Here is a 15,335-nt window from a genome sequence, read left to right as displayed (position 1 = left end):
CCTCCGTCATCTCCCAGTACACGGCGTGCGGGGACGTCACCCACCGGTGCAGCAGCGGATGGTCCTGCGCGCCCACGGGACGGAGCTCCACACGACGGGCCGCGCTCGCGGCCGCACCGTCCACGGTGGTCTGCGGCGGCGTCACGGCGCTCACCGGACGCCCGCCGCGACGGCACCGAAGTCCTGGAACGCGATCGACTCGGCCTGCGCGTAGACCTCGCGGCCGGCGATCGTGCTGAGGATGCGGCCGCTGTGCTCCGCCGCCATGCCCAGGTCCGGGCCGGTGAGCCCCAGGGGCTGTTCGGCGGTGTTGTGCACGAAGATCCGGCGGCCGCTCACGTCGATCGCGTGGTCCGCGTTCGCCGTCGTCCGACCGTCCTCCACGCGCAGCAGGTGCCGCACCGGCTCCAGGAACGGATGGTCCGGGTGGCGGTAGCCCGTGCCCGCGACGACGCGGTCCACCACGTGCCGCGCGGTCACCCCGGTCTCCTCATCGCGCAGGGTGACCTCCACCCGGGGCGCGCCCTGGCCCGCGACCAGGCGGGCGTCCGCCACCGACGTGCCCGGCCACAGCCGGGCCGGGTCCAGCGGACCCACCTGGCGTTCGTACAGCGCGTGGTAGACGTCCTCGATCGTGTGCTCGCTGATCCCCTTGTACAGGGACCGGTGGGACGCGTTGATCTCATCCCGCCGCGCCCGGGGCAGAGTGGCGAAGTGCCGCTCATAGTCCAGCGAGGTCAGCTCGAGCGTCAGCTGGCCGACCTCCATGCCGAAGAACCGGGGTGAGCGCGTGACCCACGTGAGGTCCGGGTGGCCCGCGTTCAGCAGGTCCAGGGCGCACTCCGCCGCCGACTGACCGCTGCCCACCACCAGGACCGACCCGGCCTCAACGATGTCCTCGCGACGGCCCATGTACTCGCCCGTGTGCACCACGGGGGACGCGCCGACCCGGACCGCCTCCTCCGCGACGCGCGCGAGCGGCGCGGGCAGGGATGGCACCGTGCCCGTGCCCACCACCACGTGGTCGGCCCGGTGCGTGCTGGTCCCGGCCGCGGAGGCCGCCTCCACCACGAACTCGTCCGCCTGCTCGTCCCACCGCACCGCCGTCACCGTGGTCCCGTAGGCGATGCCGGGCAGCTGGGCTGCCACCCACGCGCAGTAGTCCGAGAACTCCCGCCGCAGCGGGTACCAGGAACCCCGGATGTAGAAGCGGTGAAGCCGGCCCATCGCCTTGAGATACGCCAGGAACGAGTACGGGGAGGTCGGGTCCGCGAACGTCACCAGGTCAGCGAGGAACGGCACCTGGATCTGCGCGCCCGGCAGCATCATGCCCGGGTGCCACACGAACGCGTCGCGGCTCTCCACCACCTCCACCTCGACGTCGGGCAGCGGGTGGGCCAGCGCGGCCAGGCTCAGGTCGAACGGGCCCAGCCCGATCGCGAGCACGCGGCGGGGGGACGTGGACGCCGGGCTCATGCGCACACCTGCTCTCCGTGCTCAACCACGCGCGCCGCGGACGGACGGGGTCCCGCCGACGAGGGAAGCGTGCAGGACACGGAGGCCGACGGGGCATGCGGACGGTTCCGCCCCGCCCCGCGCCTCCGGTGACGGCCGGCCCGCACCGCGTCGGCGTGCCGCAGCGCCGCCTCCTCCACGACGTCGACCAGCGCCTCCAGCTCGCCCGAGGTGACCGCGGGGTTCAGGATCGTGAACTTCAGATGGGGCACCCCGTCCACCACCGTCGTCGCGATCAGCGCGCGCCCGCCGGCCACCAGCTCCCGGTGCATCGCCGCCTGCACCGCCGTGCACTCCTCCTCCGACAGTCCCTCGGCCCGCACCCGGAACAGCACCGTCACCAGCGTCGGATCCTCCAGCACCGCGAACATCGGCCGGGCCCGCAGGATCCCGCACGCCTGCCGCGTGCGCTCGCGCGCCCCCGCGAACAGGGACGCCACCGCCTCGGCCCCATGCTCACGCAGCGTCAGCCACAGCTTGAGCGAATCGAACCGGCGGCTCGTCTGCAGCGACCGATCCGCCAAGTTCGGATGGACGCTGTCCTCCGGGTTCAGGTAATCCGCGTGCACCGTCACATGGCGCAGGCTCTCGGCATCCCGCACCACCAGCGCGCTGCAGGCCAGCCCCACGTAGAACGTCTTGTGGAAGTCCATCGTCACCGAGTCCGCACGGTGCAGTGCCGGCAGCTCGTGGCGCGTCGCCGCGCTCGCGGCGAGGATCCCGCCCACGGCCGCGTCCGCATGGACCCACATCCCGTGGCGTTCGGCGACGTCGGCGATGGCCGGCAGCCGGTCGATGGCGCCGCGGTCGGTGGTCCCCAGCGTCGCGACGACGGCCATCGGCACGGCACCGGCGGCCACCTCACGCTCGACCGCCGCGGCCAGGGCCCCGGGGTCCAGGCGCCCGGCGGCGTCGGTGGGGACGACGACCACGGCGTGGCGGCCCAGCCCGAGCAGGCCGGCTGCCTTGGCGATGCTGTAGTGCGTGGCCGCGCTGACGAAGACGCGCAGCGAGCCGAGCACCTCGGCGGGCAGGTCGGCGAGCCCGGCGTGGCCGGTGAGACGCTGCACGGCGCGGCCGCGGGCCAGCGTCATGGCCTGCAGGTTGGAGGCCGACCCTCCGGAGGTGAAGACGCCGTCGCCCGCGGCGAACCCGCACCAGCGTCCGACCTCGGCCAGGAGCCGCTGCTCCATGAGCGCCGCGGAGCGGGCCTGGTCCCAGGACTCGACCGCCGTGTTGAGCGCCCCGAGCACGGTGTCCGCTGCGGTGCTGGAGAGCAGGACCGGGCAGTTGAGGTGAGCGGCATAGCGCGGGTGGTGGTAGGCGGTGGTCTGGTGGGCGTAGAGCTCCGCGACCTCGGCGAGGGCGTCGTCGAGGCTGCCCGTCGGCTGCGAGAAGTCGACGGCGCCGACGGCGTCGGCCAGGTGCGTCGACGGGGTGTCCGGGTGGACCCCCGCGCGGTCGTAGGCGGTGTCGACGGCCACCCGGGCCGCCCTGCCGGTGGCGTCGAGGTAGGCGGCTGGATCGCCGAGTCCGAACAGGCGAGGGAGCATGGGAGGGCCTTCCGTGAGGGGGTCGTCGGCTCCGGGCGGCGTGCGCCACGGACGTCCCGCACAGTAGGGAAGCCTTACCTAAGAAAGCAAATACGCAACAATGACGTGACGTATTCAAAGGGAGGACTCCAGCAAAGGTGAGGCTCACCTATGATGACCGGATGACGAGCTCCTCCGTCCTCCCCCCGCCTGCCGCCCGTCCCTCGCGTGTCGAGGCCCTGCAGATGAAGGCCTACCGCGGGCTCGCGGCCCTCGGCCAGGCGATGCCCGTTGACCGCGACGAGTATCCGCAGTGGACCATGACGGTCCGCGCCACGTGGCTGCTCGCCCCCCGGCTGCGTCGTCTCACGTTCGCCGCGGAGGAGTTCCGCACGTTCACCCCGCAGGGCTGCGACGAGTACTTCGGGCTGCTCACCCCGCCCCCGGGGCGGGCGCTCGTGATGCCCGATCCCGCGGCGCTCAATGCGCGGCGAGCGGTCGGGCGGATCCCCGAGGACGTGCGGCCGGATCTGCGGTGGTACACGGTCGCCGAGCACCGGCCCTCCGTCGGTGAGATCGACGTCGACGTCGTCGTGCACGACCATGCGGGCCCCGCCGGCACGTGGGCGCGCACCGCACGTCCGGGCGACGTCGCCGGCTTCCGCACCGGGACGGGCGCCTATCGTCTGCCGGCGGCGGGGGAGTCGCACCTCGTGGTGGGGGACGAGACCGCAGTCCCGAGCATCGCCGCCGCCCTCGCCGCGCAGCGTCGCACGCCGCGCGGGGGCCGGATGGACGTCGTCCTGGAGGTGCCCGGCCGTGACCACGTCCCCGCCCTCGAGGTCCCGGAGGGCGCCACGCTCACGGTCCTGCACCGCGGAGACGCCGTGCCGGGCGCCCTGCTCACGCCGCACCTCGAGGACCTCCCCGCCGCGCCCCGCGACCACGTGTGGGCGTGCGGCGAGCAGTCGCTCGCGACGGCGGCGCGGCGGGTGATCGTCCGCCGCGGCATCGCACCGAAGCGCGCGATCATGTTCAGCGGCTACTGGCGGGTGGACGGCCCGCGGCTCTGATCCCGTCCGACGGTCGGCGTCCGTGCTCCGAGCACGAGGCCGACCGCACGCCCCGGAACGACGAAGGGCCCCTCCGCCAGGAGGGTCCCTTCGTGTGGGAGCGGATGACGAGATTCGAACTCGCGACCTCCACCTTGGCAAGGTGGCGCTCTAGCCAACTGAGCTACATCCGCCTGAGTCGATCCTCACGGATCGTCTCCGTGCGCGATACTGGGTTCGAACCAGTGACCTCTTCCGTGTCAGGGAAGCGCGCTACCGCTGCGCCAATCGCGCTCGTCCACCTCCGAAGAGGTGGTGAACATGCCGCCACTCCCGGTCGGAGAAGGCTGCGAGGTCGGGACGGGATTCGAACCCGCGTATACGGCTTTGCAGGCCGCTGCCTCGCCTCTCGGCCACCCGACCAGGGGTGAAGGTTGAGCGAGCGGATGACGAGATTCGAACTCGCGACCTCCACCTTGGCAAGGTGGCGCTCTAGCCAACTGAGCTACATCCGCGCGTCGGTGCCGCCGGGATCCGCTCGTCCGAGCCGCTCACCTGCGTTTTCCAACGAGAAAGAACTCTAGGCCATCTCCGCCCGGATGCAAAATCGGCGTCCGGAGGCGTGTCGGGCCACCCCGTCGGGGGTCCGGGGACCCTGCCAGAATGGCTGACCATGACCCAGCCACGCCTCGCGCATCAGACCCCCCACGGACGCATGTACGCGCGCTCCCTCTCGGGCCTGCCCGAGGTCCCGTCCATCACCACCGTGATCGGCATGGAGAAGACGGACCTGGACGGCTGGGTCGGGTGGATGGCGGCCCAGTCCGTGACCCAGGATCCGCGCCTGGCGGAATCGGTGGGCTCCGCGGCGCGCCTGAAGCAGGTGGCCCGGCAGTCCGCCGACGCCGCCGCCCGCTACCGGGACGCCGCGGCCGAGCGCGGGGACCGCGTGCACGACTACGCCGAGCAGGTGGCCCAGCGCGCCCTCGGCCGCCCCCACACCATGGCGGAGGCCCGGGCCCGGCTGATCGAGCACGGCGAGGGCGCCTACGCGGACCGCTTCGACGAGTGGTGGGACCTCTACGACGTCCGGCCGATCGCGGCCGAGATCACCGTCTGGAACCACACGGTGGGCTACGCGGGCACGCTGGACCTCGTCGCCCGGATCGGCGGCCGGCTGTGCCTGATCGACTACAAGACGAAGGGCACGGGGCGGGACGGACGGGTCAAGGCGCTCGATCCCAAGGTGGTCATGCAGCTGACCGCCGGCCTGAAGGCGGAGGAGTCCCTGGTGGACCCCGAGGCCGGCACCTGGGAGGAGTGGCGGCACGGCCAGGCCGAGATGCTGCTCGGCGTCGCCCTGGGGGAGACCGAGGTCGCCGTGCACCAGGCCAACCCGGGCGTGCTGCCCCGCCACTGGCACAAGTTCTGGGCCCTGCGCCAGGTCTGGAAGCACGCGCAGGCCGTGGACGACGCCGGCCCCGCGCTCCGTGTCATCGGCCCCCCTCCGCCGTCGGTCCCGGTGTCGGCGGCCACCGGCCTGCAGGCCGTGCGCGCCGCGGCGTTCGGCGGCGGCTCCCACGCCGCCCCGGACGTGGCGCCCGACGGGTCGTCGTCGCGCCCGGCGTCTGCCGAGGGCGGCGATAGGGTGACGGCGTGACCGTCCTGCCCGTCCGCACCATCCCCGACCCCGTCCTGCGCACCGCCGCGTCGCCCGTGCCCCCGGGCGCGGATGTGCGCGCCCTCGTGGCGGACATGATCGAGACGATGCACGCCGTCGGGGGCGTGGGCCTGGCCGCGCCCCAGGTGGGCGTGGGCCTGCGCGTCTTCGTGTTCGACGTCGCCGGCGTCGCCGGGCACGTGGTCAATCCCGTACTCGAGACCGCCGGCCAGGCGCTGCGGGAGCCGGGCGAGGGGTGTCTGTCCGTGCCCGGGCTGCGCTACCACCCGGCGCGCGCCGCCGAGGCCGTCGTCCGCGGCACCGACGTGGACGGGAACCCGGTGGAGCACCGGGGGACCGGCCTGCTCGCCCGCTGCCTGCAGCACGAGACCGACCACCTCGACGGGATCCTCTACGTCGACCGCCTCGACGGCGAGGAACGCCGTGAGGCCCGCCGCCGCATGCGCGCCGGCGAGGTGGACCACGCCGCTCGCCGCATCGGGGCCGAGCGCGCGGCCGCCGTCAGCTCGGTCTTCGGCGCCCCCGCCGCCCCCGCCGCCGGAACAGGAGCCGCCCGATGACCGCCCCGACGCCCCTGCGCGTGCTCTACGCCGGCACGCCCGAGACCGCCGTGCCCGTGCTGCACGCCCTGCTCGACTCGCCCCACGAGGTCGTCGGCGTGCTCACCCGGCCGGACGCCCCGGTCGGGCGCCGGCGGGTGCTGACCCCGTCGCCGGTCGCGATCGTGGCCGAGGAGGCCGGCCTGCCCGTGCTCAAGGCCGACCGACTCCGCGGACCCGAGGGCGCCGATGCCCTCCAGGCGATCCGGGCGCTCGAGGCAGACGTGGCCGTCGTCGTCGCCTACGGGGCGCTCGTGCCCGCCGAGGCCCTGCAGATCCCCCGCCACGGCTGGCTCAACCTGCACTTCTCCGCGCTGCCGGCCTACCGCGGCGCCGCCCCCGTCCAGCGCGCCGTGATGGCCGGGGAGACCGAGATCGCCGCCGACGTGTTCCAGCTCGAAGAGGGCCTGGACACCGGCCCCGTCTTCGCCCGGCTCACCCGCCCCGTCGCGGCCGACGAGACCGCCGGGGCCGTGCTCACCGACCTCGCCGAGCGCGGCGGTCCGCTCGTGATCGACGTGCTCGACCGCCTGGCGGCCGGCACCGCGACGGCGACGCCCCAGCGCGGCGAACCCTCCCACGCGCCGAAGCTCACGGCCGCAGACGGCCTGGTGGACCCCGCCCGCCCGGCCGCCGAGGTGGCCGCCCGGATCAACGGCGTCACCCCCGAGCCCGGCGCCTGGGGCTGGCTGACCGCGGACGACGGCGCCGCCCCGGCCCGTTTCAAGCTCGACGGCGTCGCCCCGGTCCGCGCCGGCGACGACGGCTGGCCCTCCGCCCTCGACGCCGCGGTTCCCGGGCAGATCCTGGTGGCCGCGAAGGCCGCCTGGCTGCGCACGGCCGGCGGGGCCGTCCGGCTCTCCCGCGTCCAGCCGGCGGGCAGGAAGCTGATGCCGGCCGCCGACTGGGCGCGCGGCGCCGCCGCCGGGGCCGCGCTGCTGGCCGGGGAGGCGCTCGCCCACCACGAAGAACAGGCCCGCCAGGAGGCCGCCGCCCGGGCGGCGGCACGCGAGGCCGCGCGGAACGCCGCGGCACAGGACGAGGAGGCACGCGCATGAGCCGCGAAGGACAGGCAGGACAGGGCCGGGGCGAGCGAGGGGCCCGCGGAGAACGCGGCCGCGCACCCCGGCCGGACGCCCAGGACCGCCGCGACGCGCAGGGGCGCACCCGCAACCGGGGTCGCTCCGGCGCCGGGCGGAAGTACTCGGCGCAGGCGCCGTCACAGCGCTCCCGCACCGCCGACCCGGCGCGCCGCGTCGCGTTCGGGGTGGTCCGCTCCGTCCACGCGGAGGACGCGTACGCGAACCTGGTCCTCCCGGCGCGCATCCGCCAGGCCCGCCTCGACCGGCGCGACGCGGGCTTCGCCACCGAACTCGCCTACGGCACCCTGCGCGGGCTCGGCCTGTACGACGCGATCCTGACCCGCTGCGTGGACCGCCCGCTCGAGAAGATCGACCCACCCGTGCTCGACGCCCTGCGGCTCGGCGCCCACCAGCTGCTGGGCATGCGCGTGCCCGCCCACGCCGCCCTCGACGCCACCGTCTCCCTCGTGCGCGCCGAGATCGGGGCCGGCGCCTCCGGGTTTGTGAACGCGGTGCTGCGTCGGGTCGCGGAACGCCCCCTCGAGGAGTGGCTGGCCGACGTCGCCCCCGCCGACGGCGGCGACGCCGCCCTGGCCGTCCGCACCTCGCACCCCGTGTGGATCGTCCGCGCGCTGCGCCAGGCCCTGGCCGCTCACCGCGGCACCCGCCACATCGCCGACCGCGACGCCGAGCTGGCCGCCCTGCTCGAGGCGGACAACGCCCCGCCCGTGGTCAACCTCGTCGCCCTGCCCGTGGCCGGTGGGGCCGAGGCGCTCGCCGCGGCCCTCGACGACGGCGCCGAACCCGGGCCGCTGGCCCCGGACTCCGCCCTGCACTCCGGCGGCGACGCCGGCCGTCTGCCCGGGGTGCGCGAGGGCGTGCTCCGCGTCCAGGACGCCGGCTCCCAGCTCACCGCCCGCGCCCTGGCCCAGGCACCCGTCCCCGCGGCCGAGGGGCGGGCCGAGCGCTGGCTCGACCTGTGCGCCGGCCCCGGCGGCAAGGCGGCCCTGCTGGCCGCCCTCGCCGCCGAGCGGGGTGCGACGCTCGTGGCCAACGAGGTCGCCCCGCACCGCGCCGACCTCGTCCGGCAGGCACTCGCCGCCGTGCCCGCCGGAGCCTGGACCGTCCGGGCCGGGGACGGCCGCACGATCGCCGACGCCCCCGAGGCGGCCCCGGCGTTCGACCGCGTCCTCGTGGACGCCCCCTGCACCGGCCTCGGTGCGCTGCGCCGCCGACCCGAGTCGCGCTGGCGCCGCACCCCGGCCGACCTCGCCGAGCTCACCGGCCTGCAGGCCGAGCTGCTCGACGCGGCGGTCTCCGTCCTCGCCCCCGGCGGCGTGCTCGCCTATGTCACTTGCTCCCCGCACGTCGCGGAGACCGTCGTCCAGGTCCAGGACCTCGTGCGCCGCCACCCCGAGCTGGAGCTGCTCGACGCCCGCACCGCCCTCGACGCCGTCGCGCTCGACGACCTGCGCCTGGACGAGGCCGAACCCGCCGGCGCGCCGGAGCCGGCCGATGTGGTCGCCCGCACGGCCCAGCTCTGGCCGCACCGGCACGGCACCGACGCCATGTTCCTGGCCCTGCTGCGCGCCCCCGGCGCCTGACCGAGAGGACCCGCCCATGACCGCCCGCGCCCCGCGCCTGCACCCCTCGATCCTGTCCGCGGACTTCGCCCGCCTCGCCGACGAGCTGGCCCGCATCCCCAGCGCAGACGCGGTGCACGTGGACGTCATGGACAACCACTTCGTCCCGAACCTCACCCTCGGCCTGCCCGTGGTCGAGGCGATCCGACGCGCCACGGACCTGCCGCTGGACCTCCACCTGATGATCGAGGACGCCGACCGCTGGGCGCCCGGCTACGCGGAGGCGGGGGCCGAGTCCGTGACCTTCCACGCCGAGGCGTCGGCGGCGCCCGTCCGACTGGCCCGCGAGCTGCGCGCGGCCGGAGCGAAGGCCGGCATGGCGCTGCGGCCGACGACCGCGGTCGAGCCCTACCTGGACATGCTCCCGGAGCTGGACATGCTCCTGCTGATGACCGTGGAGCCCGGCTTCGGGGGGCAGGCGTTCCTCGACGTCGTGCTGCCGAAGATCCGCCGGGCCCGCCGCGCCCTCGACGGCGGGCCCGCCCCGCTGGCCCTCCAGGTCGACGGCGGCGTGAACCGGGAGACCATCGAACGCGCGGCCGAGGCCGGGGCCGACGTGTTCGTGGCCGGCTCCGCGGTGTTCGGCGCCGAGGACCCCGACGCCGCGCTCGTCGGCCTGCGCACCGCCGCCGCCCGCGCCTGCCACTGAGCCCGGCGACGCGGTCGCCCGGCCGCCGCGCCGGACGTCGCCCGGTGACGTCCGGCATGCGCGGCCGGCCGGGCGTGCGATACTGCTGGACAGCAACGTGCTCCGAGATGCGGTGGAAGTCCGCACCGGCGGTGACAGCCCGCTAACCGCGCGGCCCGTCCTCATCCGAGGCGGTGCCGGGCGGCCTGACCGGTGGAATTCCGGTGCCGACCGTACAGTCGGGATGGGAGAGGCACGCGGCGGAGCCGTTCCGCGCCCTGCGCGGGAGGGCTGCGGAGCGCACCCCTCGGAGTCCCGATCCGAGGAGGTGGCGTCACGGTCATGGACTGGCTGGTGGACGCCTTCAACTGGACCATCCCGGTCGCCGGCGGGGGCCTGCTCATGCGCGAGGTGCTGGGCAACGTCTTCGGCCTCGCCTCCGCCCTGGGCGGCATGGCGCGCAGGGTCTGGGCCTGGCCCGTGGGCATCCTCGGCAACCTCATCCTGCTGACGGTCTTCCTCGCCTCCCTGTTCACGGGGGCCGATCACGCCACCCTGCTCGGCCAGGCCGGCCGACAGGTCATGTTCATCGCCGTCTCCGTCTACGGCTGGGCGCGCTGGCGTCAGGCCCGCCGGGGCCACGCCGAGGACGCTCCCGCCATCACCCCGGAGTGGGCCGGCTGGCGCGGGCGCGTGTTCCTCGTGACGGCCATGGCGGTCGGCACCGTCGCCCTCACCCCCGTGTTCCGCGCCCTGGGTTCGTGGGAGCCGGTGTGGGCGGACGCCTGGACGTTCGTGGGATCGCTGCTGGCGACCTACGGCATGGCGCGCGGCTGGGTGGAGTTCTGGCTGATCTGGGTGGCCGTGGACGTCGTCGGCGTGCCCCTGCTGTGGAGCACCGGCTACTACGCCTCGGCCGTGATGTACGCCTTCTACGGCGCCTTCACCCTGATCGGCTTCTTCGTGTGGCTGCGCGCCACAGACCGGGACAAGCCCGCCGTGGAGACGCTGCTGCCCGACGGCCCCGAGGGGGACGTCGCCCGATGAGCGCCGCCGAGACCCCGCCCGCCGACCCCATGGACCTCGCCGTCCACGCCGCGCTGCGCGGTGTGCGCGGCGCCAACCCCCTCGTCGGGGCCGTCCTGACCGACGAGGCCGGCCGCGTCCTGGCCGTCGGCCACCACCGCGGACGGGGGACCGCCCACGCCGAGGTCGACGCCCTCGCCCGCTGGCGGGCCGCCCGCGCCGCGGATCCGGCCCTGGCCGCCCTCGACCCCGCCGGCCTGACGCTGCACGTCACCCTCGAGCCCTGCGACCACACCGGCAGCACCGGCCCCTGCTCCCAGGCCGTCCTGGACGCGGAGATCGGCGCACTGCGCTACGCCGTCGCGGACCCCACCGGTCACGACGGCGGCGGCGCGGCCCGCCTCGCCGCGCACGGGGTGCACGTCACCGGCCCCACCGGCGAGACGGCCGCCCTCACGCTCACCGCCCGCTGGCGCGAGGTCCGCGACGCAGGCCGTCCGTGGGTGACCGGGCACCTCGCTCAGTCCCTCGACGGCCACGCCGCGGCCGCCGACGGCACGAGCCAGTGGATCACCGGCCCGGACTCCCGCGTCCACGCCCACGAGGTGCGCTCCCGCGTCGACGCCATCGTCGTCGGCACGGGGACCGTCCTGGCCGACGACCCCCGCCTCACCGCCCGTGACGCCGTCGGCGCCGAACTCGCGCACCAGCCCGTGCCCGTCGTCCAGGGTCACCGGCCCGTGCCCGACGGCGCCGCCCTGCGCACCCACCCGGTGGTGCTGGAGGTCCTCGACCACGACCCGCACGCCGTCCTCGCCGCGCTCGCCGCCCATCCCGGGCCCTGGCCCCACGGCCGCCGTGCCGAGCACGTGCTCATCGAGGGCGGGCCCCGCGTGCTCGGCGCGTGGCTGCGCGCCGGCCTCGTGGACGAGCTCATGGTCTACACCGCGCCCCTGCTGCTCGGCCCGGGCCGCGCCGCCGTCGCCGGCCTGGACGTCGCCACGCTGTCCGAGGCACTGCGCTGGCACCCCGACCCCGCGGAGGGTGGCCCCGTCCGTGCCCTCGGGGACGACGTCTGGACCCACCTGAGCCCCGTGCCGGCCCCGCGCCTGCCCACCGCCCCCGCCCCGACCCGTTTCCAGGAGGACTGAGTGTTCACCGGCATCGTCACCCATCTCGGCACCGTCGTCGCCCTCGAGCACGACGCGGCCGCCGACACCGCCCTGCTGACCCTCGACGCCGGCGGCGCCCTCGACGGGCTGCCCGCCGGCGGCTCGCTCGCCGTCGACGGCGTGTGCCTCACGGCCCTCGACGAGCCCACGGGGCGCCCCGGCGTGTTCCGTGCCGACCTCATGGGCCAGACGCTGCGGATGACCAGCCTCGGCGACCGCGCCCCGGGGGACCGGGTCAACCTCGAGCGCTGTCTGCGCCCCACCGACCACCTGGACGGGCACGTGGTCCAGGGCCACGTGGACGGGACCGGCCAGGTCCTCGCGGTCACCCCGCACGGGGCCTGGACCACCCTGCGCATCGGCCTGCCCGCCCGCCTGGCGCGTTACGTCCCCGCGCAGGGGGCCATCGCCCTGCAGGGCGTCTCCCTCACCGTCACCGCCGTCTCCGACCCGGGCGCGGCCGCGCACTGGTTCGAGGTCGGCATCATCCCGGCCACGCTCGAGGCCACCACCCTGGGCGCCCTGCGGCCGGGCGACCGCGTCAACCTCGAGACCGACGTGCTCGCCCGGTACGCCGAGCGTCTCGCGCTCATCCCGTCCGCCCCCGCCGCACCCACCGAGGAGGCCCGCCCGTGAGCGAGCACATCCGTCTGGACCCCGTCCCCGCGGCGATCGCCGCGATCGCCGCCGGCCGGCCCGTCGTCGTCGTGGACGACGCCGACCGCGAGAACGAGGGCGACCTGATCTACGCGGCCGCCCTGGCCACCGACGAGGTCACCGCCTTCACCGTCCGCCACACCTCGGGCGTCATCTGCGCGCCCCTGCCGGCCGGCCTGGCCGACCGCCTGGCCCTGCCGCCCATGACCACCGTCAACGAGGACCCCAAGGGCACCGCCTACACCGTGAGCGTGGACGCCGCCGCCGGCGTCACCACCGGCATCTCCGCCGCCGACCGCACCCGCACCCTCCGCGTGCTCGCCGACCCCGGTGCCGCCCCCGGTGACCTGACCCGGCCCGGTCACGTGTTCCCCCTGCGCGCCGTCCCCGGCGGCGTCCGGGCCCGCCGCGGCCACACCGAGGCCGGCGTCGAGCTGTGCCGCCTGGCCGGCGTCGCGCCCGTGGCCGCCATCGCCGAGCTCGTCCACGACGACGGCACCATGATGCGCCTGCCCGCCCTGCGGGAGTTCTCCGATGAGCACGGCCTCGTGCTCATCTCCATCGAGGACCTCGTGGCCCACCTGGAGGAGACGACGCCGACCCTGACCGCCGTCCCCGCCGAGGCCACCCTGCCGACCCGGCACGGCCTGTTCCGCGTGAGCGTGCACGTGGACGCCGAGACCGGGGCTGAGCACCTGCTGCTCGTGGCGGGGGAGACCGACCCGGAGCGTCCCCTCACCGTCCGCGTGCACTCGGAGTGCCTCACCGGCGACGTGCTCGGCTCCCTGCGCTGCGACTGCGGCCCCCAGCTCGAGGACGCCCTGGCCCGCGCGGCGGCCGAGGGCGGCGCCGTCCTCTACCTCCGGGGCCACGAAGGACGCGGCATCGGCCTGGCCAACAAGATCCGCGCCTACCGGCTCCAGGAGGAGGGGATGGACACCGTCGAGGCCAACCTCGCCCTCGGTCTGCCCGCCGAGGCGCGCGACTGGGCCGGGGCCGCCGCCGTCCTCACGGCCGCCGGCCATCGGCGCATCCGCCTGGTCACCAACAACCCCGCGAAGGTCGCGGGGCTGCGGGCGGCCGGCATCGACGTCGTCGAGCGTGTCCCGGCCCCCACGCCCGTCACCGAGCACAACGTCGTCTACCTGCGCACCAAGCGGGACCGCATGGCCCACGCCCTGGCGGACCGCGTGCTCGAACCGCCGACGGCCACCGGCGGCCCCGCCACGCCGGCCGATGACCCGACCACCGACCCGACCCACCCCACCCACCAGGAGGACACCCCATGAGCGGCGCCGGAGCCCCGACCTTCACCCCCGACCCCGCCGCTGCGAGCGGCCTGAACGTGGCGATCGTCGCCGCCCAGTGGCACACGGAGATCATGGACGGGCTGATCGCCGGGGCGCAGGCCGCCGCGGCGGATTTGGGCCTGGAACCCGTGCTCGTGCGCGTGCCCGGCACCGTCGAGCTCACCGTCGCCGCGGCGCGGCTGGCGGAGCGATTCGACGTCGTCGTGGTCCTGGGCGTCGTGGTGCGCGGGGACACCCCGCACTTCGACTACGTGTGCCAGTCCGTGACCCAGGGCGTGACGGAGGTCTCGGTGCGCACCGGCGTTCCCGTGGGCTTCGGCGTGCTCACCGTGGACACCGACCAGCAGGCCCGCGACCGGGCGGGCCTGCCCGGATCCCGAGAGGACAAGGGACGCGAGGCCCTCGAGGCGGCCGTCCTCACCGAGCTCGCGCTGCGCTCGGTCACGCCACGGGACTGAGGGTGGCCGGGCGGGGCTGCCTGCTGGGTCGGCTGCTCTCGACGTGGACCCTGTCCCCGGGGCCGGTGGGGTGATCGCAGGCCGGTCAACCGGGCCCGTCCGGAACGCCGGCAGCCCCGCGCCGTCATGGATGGGGTCGGCCGGAGGGCGCGGGGACCCGACGATAGAGGCGGAGACGCGAAGCCCCCGCCCTTCGTCTCGCTCGCGGCATCCACAGCTCGTCGTCCACTGCCCCGACCGTCAGGGCGGGCCGTTGACCCCCAACGCGTTCACCGCCGCAGACGGGTGATCTATGCGGCCCGCCCCGCCTCGGACGACTGCGTCGGGGTGCACGGAGCCTGCCGCAGCGTGGCCGCGTTCAAACAGTCCATGGCCCTGCTGGGAGCTGCGCGAGACCGGGCTGCTGCTCACCCCCCTGGTGCCGGCCCGCTCCATCGTCCCCGGTGCACGTCTGGCCTGCGACTGGCTGGGCCACTATGAGAAGCGCGAACCCGTCGCCTCCGCCTACGCCGACCTGGCCGGCCTCATCTTCGAAAGGATCACCGCATGAACGAGAAGCAGCTTGAGCCCGACCTGAGTCTGCGAGCACAGCGACGCAAGCCCACCCCGGCCCCCCAGACCCCGGCTCCCGGAGCGGTGATCCCCGCAGAACCGGCAACGACCTCGGACCCGGCCGGTGGGTATGCGCCCCTGGCGCGGCGTGGGGCGCCGACCGTGGCCCTGAACGTGCGAGTGCCCGAAGCGATCCGCGACGCGGTGCGTCGAGAGGCCGCCACGAACCCGGCAACGCCCAGCCAGGCCGCGGTCATCGAAGCCCTAGGGCATGTCTGACAATCGTTTGGACCATGCGATCACAGCATTCAGGACCACAGCGGCCCTGTAGATGATCGCGTACTTGTCATACCGGGTCGCCAGACCCCGCCACTGCTTCAGGTGAGCGTACTGACGCTCGATGACGTTGCGGCCCTTGTAGGCGTCCA

15 protein-coding genes, 4 tRNA genes, 1 pseudogene and 1 riboswitch are annotated in these 15,335 nt (G+C 75.3%); of the genes and pseudogenes, 13 read left to right on the top strand and 7 right to left on the bottom strand.

The genetic code is table 11. The features are described 5' to 3' along the window. Window positions 1-150: 150 nt before the first annotated feature. Entirely contained in the window at window positions 151-1,476 is a 1,326-nt protein-coding gene (locus tag ACFI33_RS11090) for a lysine N(6)-hydroxylase/L-ornithine N(5)-oxygenase family protein (protein WP_036313286.1), read from the bottom strand. Beyond that, entirely contained in the window at window positions 1,473-3,068 is a 1,596-nt protein-coding gene (locus ACFI33_RS11085) for a pyridoxal phosphate-dependent decarboxylase family protein (RefSeq protein ID WP_051995184.1), read from the bottom strand. The genes ACFI33_RS11090 and ACFI33_RS11085 overlap by 4 nt, the downstream gene beginning before the upstream one ends. Before the next feature lie 161 nt (window positions 3,069-3,229). Between ACFI33_RS11085 and ACFI33_RS11080 the strand changes: the two genes are divergently transcribed. Continuing rightward, window positions 3,230-4,120: a siderophore-interacting protein gene (locus ACFI33_RS11080; protein ID WP_049147987.1), complete on the top strand. Its 891-nt coding sequence runs from the start codon at window positions 3,230-3,232 to the stop codon at window positions 4,118-4,120. A gap of 99 nt (window positions 4,121-4,219) precedes the next feature. Here ACFI33_RS11080 and ACFI33_RS11075 read toward each other — a convergent pair. The 4 genes from ACFI33_RS11075 to ACFI33_RS11060 all read right to left on the bottom strand — a co-directional run bounded on the left by ACFI33_RS11075 (window position 4,220) and on the right by ACFI33_RS11060 (window position 4,614). Next, a tRNA-Gly gene (locus ACFI33_RS11075) sits at window positions 4,220-4,293 on the bottom strand. Window positions 4,294-4,321: 28 nt separating this feature from the next. After that, window positions 4,322-4,393, bottom strand: a tRNA-Val gene (locus ACFI33_RS11070). A 58-nt stretch (window positions 4,394-4,451) separates the two neighbouring features. Beyond that, window positions 4,452-4,522 (bottom strand) — tRNA-Cys (locus ACFI33_RS11065). A gap of 18 nt (window positions 4,523-4,540) precedes the next feature. Next, window positions 4,541-4,614: transfer RNA gene (locus ACFI33_RS11060), tRNA-Gly, on the bottom strand. Between the two features lie 158 nt (window positions 4,615-4,772). On the opposite strand from ACFI33_RS11060, the gene ACFI33_RS11055 reads away from it, so the two are divergent. From ACFI33_RS11055 to ACFI33_RS11000, 12 genes are all read left to right on the top strand, one after another. Then, window positions 4,773-5,759, top strand: coding sequence for a PD-(D/E)XK nuclease family protein (locus ACFI33_RS11055; RefSeq protein WP_036340783.1), 987 nt, complete (start codon window positions 4,773-4,775; stop codon window positions 5,757-5,759). After that, a complete protein-coding gene (gene def, locus ACFI33_RS11050; RefSeq protein ID WP_036340786.1) occupies window positions 5,756-6,340 on the top strand; it encodes a peptide deformylase in 585 nt (194 codons plus the stop codon). Before ACFI33_RS11055 ends, def begins: the two co-directional genes overlap by 4 nt. A 14-nt stretch (window positions 6,341-6,354) precedes the next feature. Next, window positions 6,355-7,437, top strand: coding sequence for a methionyl-tRNA formyltransferase (locus ACFI33_RS11045; RefSeq protein ID WP_228070664.1), 1,083 nt, complete (start codon window positions 6,355-6,357; stop codon window positions 7,435-7,437). Continuing rightward, a complete protein-coding gene (locus ACFI33_RS11040; RefSeq protein ID WP_462624016.1) occupies window positions 7,434-9,065 on the top strand; it encodes an RsmB/NOP family class I SAM-dependent RNA methyltransferase in 1,632 nt (543 codons plus the stop codon). Before ACFI33_RS11045 ends, ACFI33_RS11040 begins: the two co-directional genes overlap by 4 nt. A 16-nt stretch (window positions 9,066-9,081) precedes the next feature. Then, the gene (gene rpe, locus ACFI33_RS11035) at window positions 9,082-9,753 is read left to right on the top strand and encodes a ribulose-phosphate 3-epimerase (RefSeq protein WP_036340795.1); all 672 of its coding nucleotides are present in this window, start codon (window positions 9,082-9,084) and stop codon (window positions 9,751-9,753) included. Window positions 9,754-9,847: 94 nt separating this feature from the next. Beyond that, window positions 9,848-9,992, top strand: a riboswitch (FMN riboswitch). A gap of 82 nt (window positions 9,993-10,074) precedes the next feature. After that, the gene (gene pnuC, locus ACFI33_RS11030; protein ID WP_004167571.1) at window positions 10,075-10,779 is read left to right on the top strand and encodes a nicotinamide riboside transporter PnuC; all 705 of its coding nucleotides are present in this window, start codon (window positions 10,075-10,077) and stop codon (window positions 10,777-10,779) included. Continuing rightward, complete coding sequence (ribD, locus tag ACFI33_RS11025; RefSeq protein ID WP_041102755.1) at window positions 10,776-11,909, top strand: bifunctional diaminohydroxyphosphoribosylaminopyrimidine deaminase/5-amino-6-(5-phosphoribosylamino)uracil reductase RibD; 1,134 nt, start codon at window positions 10,776-10,778, stop codon at window positions 11,907-11,909. The genes pnuC and ribD overlap by 4 nt, the downstream gene beginning before the upstream one ends. Then, on the top strand, window positions 11,910-12,566 hold the full coding sequence (locus ACFI33_RS11020) for a riboflavin synthase (protein WP_036341523.1): 657 nt from the start codon (window positions 11,910-11,912) through the stop codon (window positions 12,564-12,566). Continuing rightward, a complete protein-coding gene (locus ACFI33_RS11015; protein WP_020624533.1) occupies window positions 12,563-13,876 on the top strand; it encodes a bifunctional 3,4-dihydroxy-2-butanone-4-phosphate synthase/GTP cyclohydrolase II in 1,314 nt (437 codons plus the stop codon). The genes ACFI33_RS11020 and ACFI33_RS11015 overlap by 4 nt, the downstream gene beginning before the upstream one ends. Beyond that, the gene (gene ribH, locus ACFI33_RS11010) at window positions 13,873-14,355 is read left to right on the top strand and encodes a 6,7-dimethyl-8-ribityllumazine synthase (protein WP_036383758.1); all 483 of its coding nucleotides are present in this window, start codon (window positions 13,873-13,875) and stop codon (window positions 14,353-14,355) included. The genes ACFI33_RS11015 and ribH overlap by 4 nt, the downstream gene beginning before the upstream one ends. 418 nt (window positions 14,356-14,773) lie before the next feature. Continuing rightward, the gene (locus tag ACFI33_RS11005) at window positions 14,774-14,905 is read left to right on the top strand and encodes a hypothetical protein (protein WP_020624531.1); all 132 of its coding nucleotides are present in this window, start codon (window positions 14,774-14,776) and stop codon (window positions 14,903-14,905) included. Beyond that, window positions 14,902-15,186, top strand: coding sequence for a hypothetical protein (locus ACFI33_RS11000; protein WP_080696003.1), 285 nt, complete (start codon window positions 14,902-14,904; stop codon window positions 15,184-15,186). The genes ACFI33_RS11005 and ACFI33_RS11000 overlap by 4 nt, the downstream gene beginning before the upstream one ends. Here the strand turns inward: ACFI33_RS11000 and ACFI33_RS10995 are convergent. Continuing rightward, window positions 15,172-15,335 (bottom strand): annotated as a pseudogene (locus ACFI33_RS10995) (IS5/IS1182 family transposase); the annotation flags it as partial. The gene ACFI33_RS11000 and the pseudogene ACFI33_RS10995 sit on opposite strands and share 15 nt — an antisense overlap.

It is taken from the genome of Micrococcus sp. PSi08, assembly GCF_054960655.1.
Note: the sequence above shows the minus strand (reverse complement) of the source record. Positions and strands in the feature narration are given on the sequence as shown.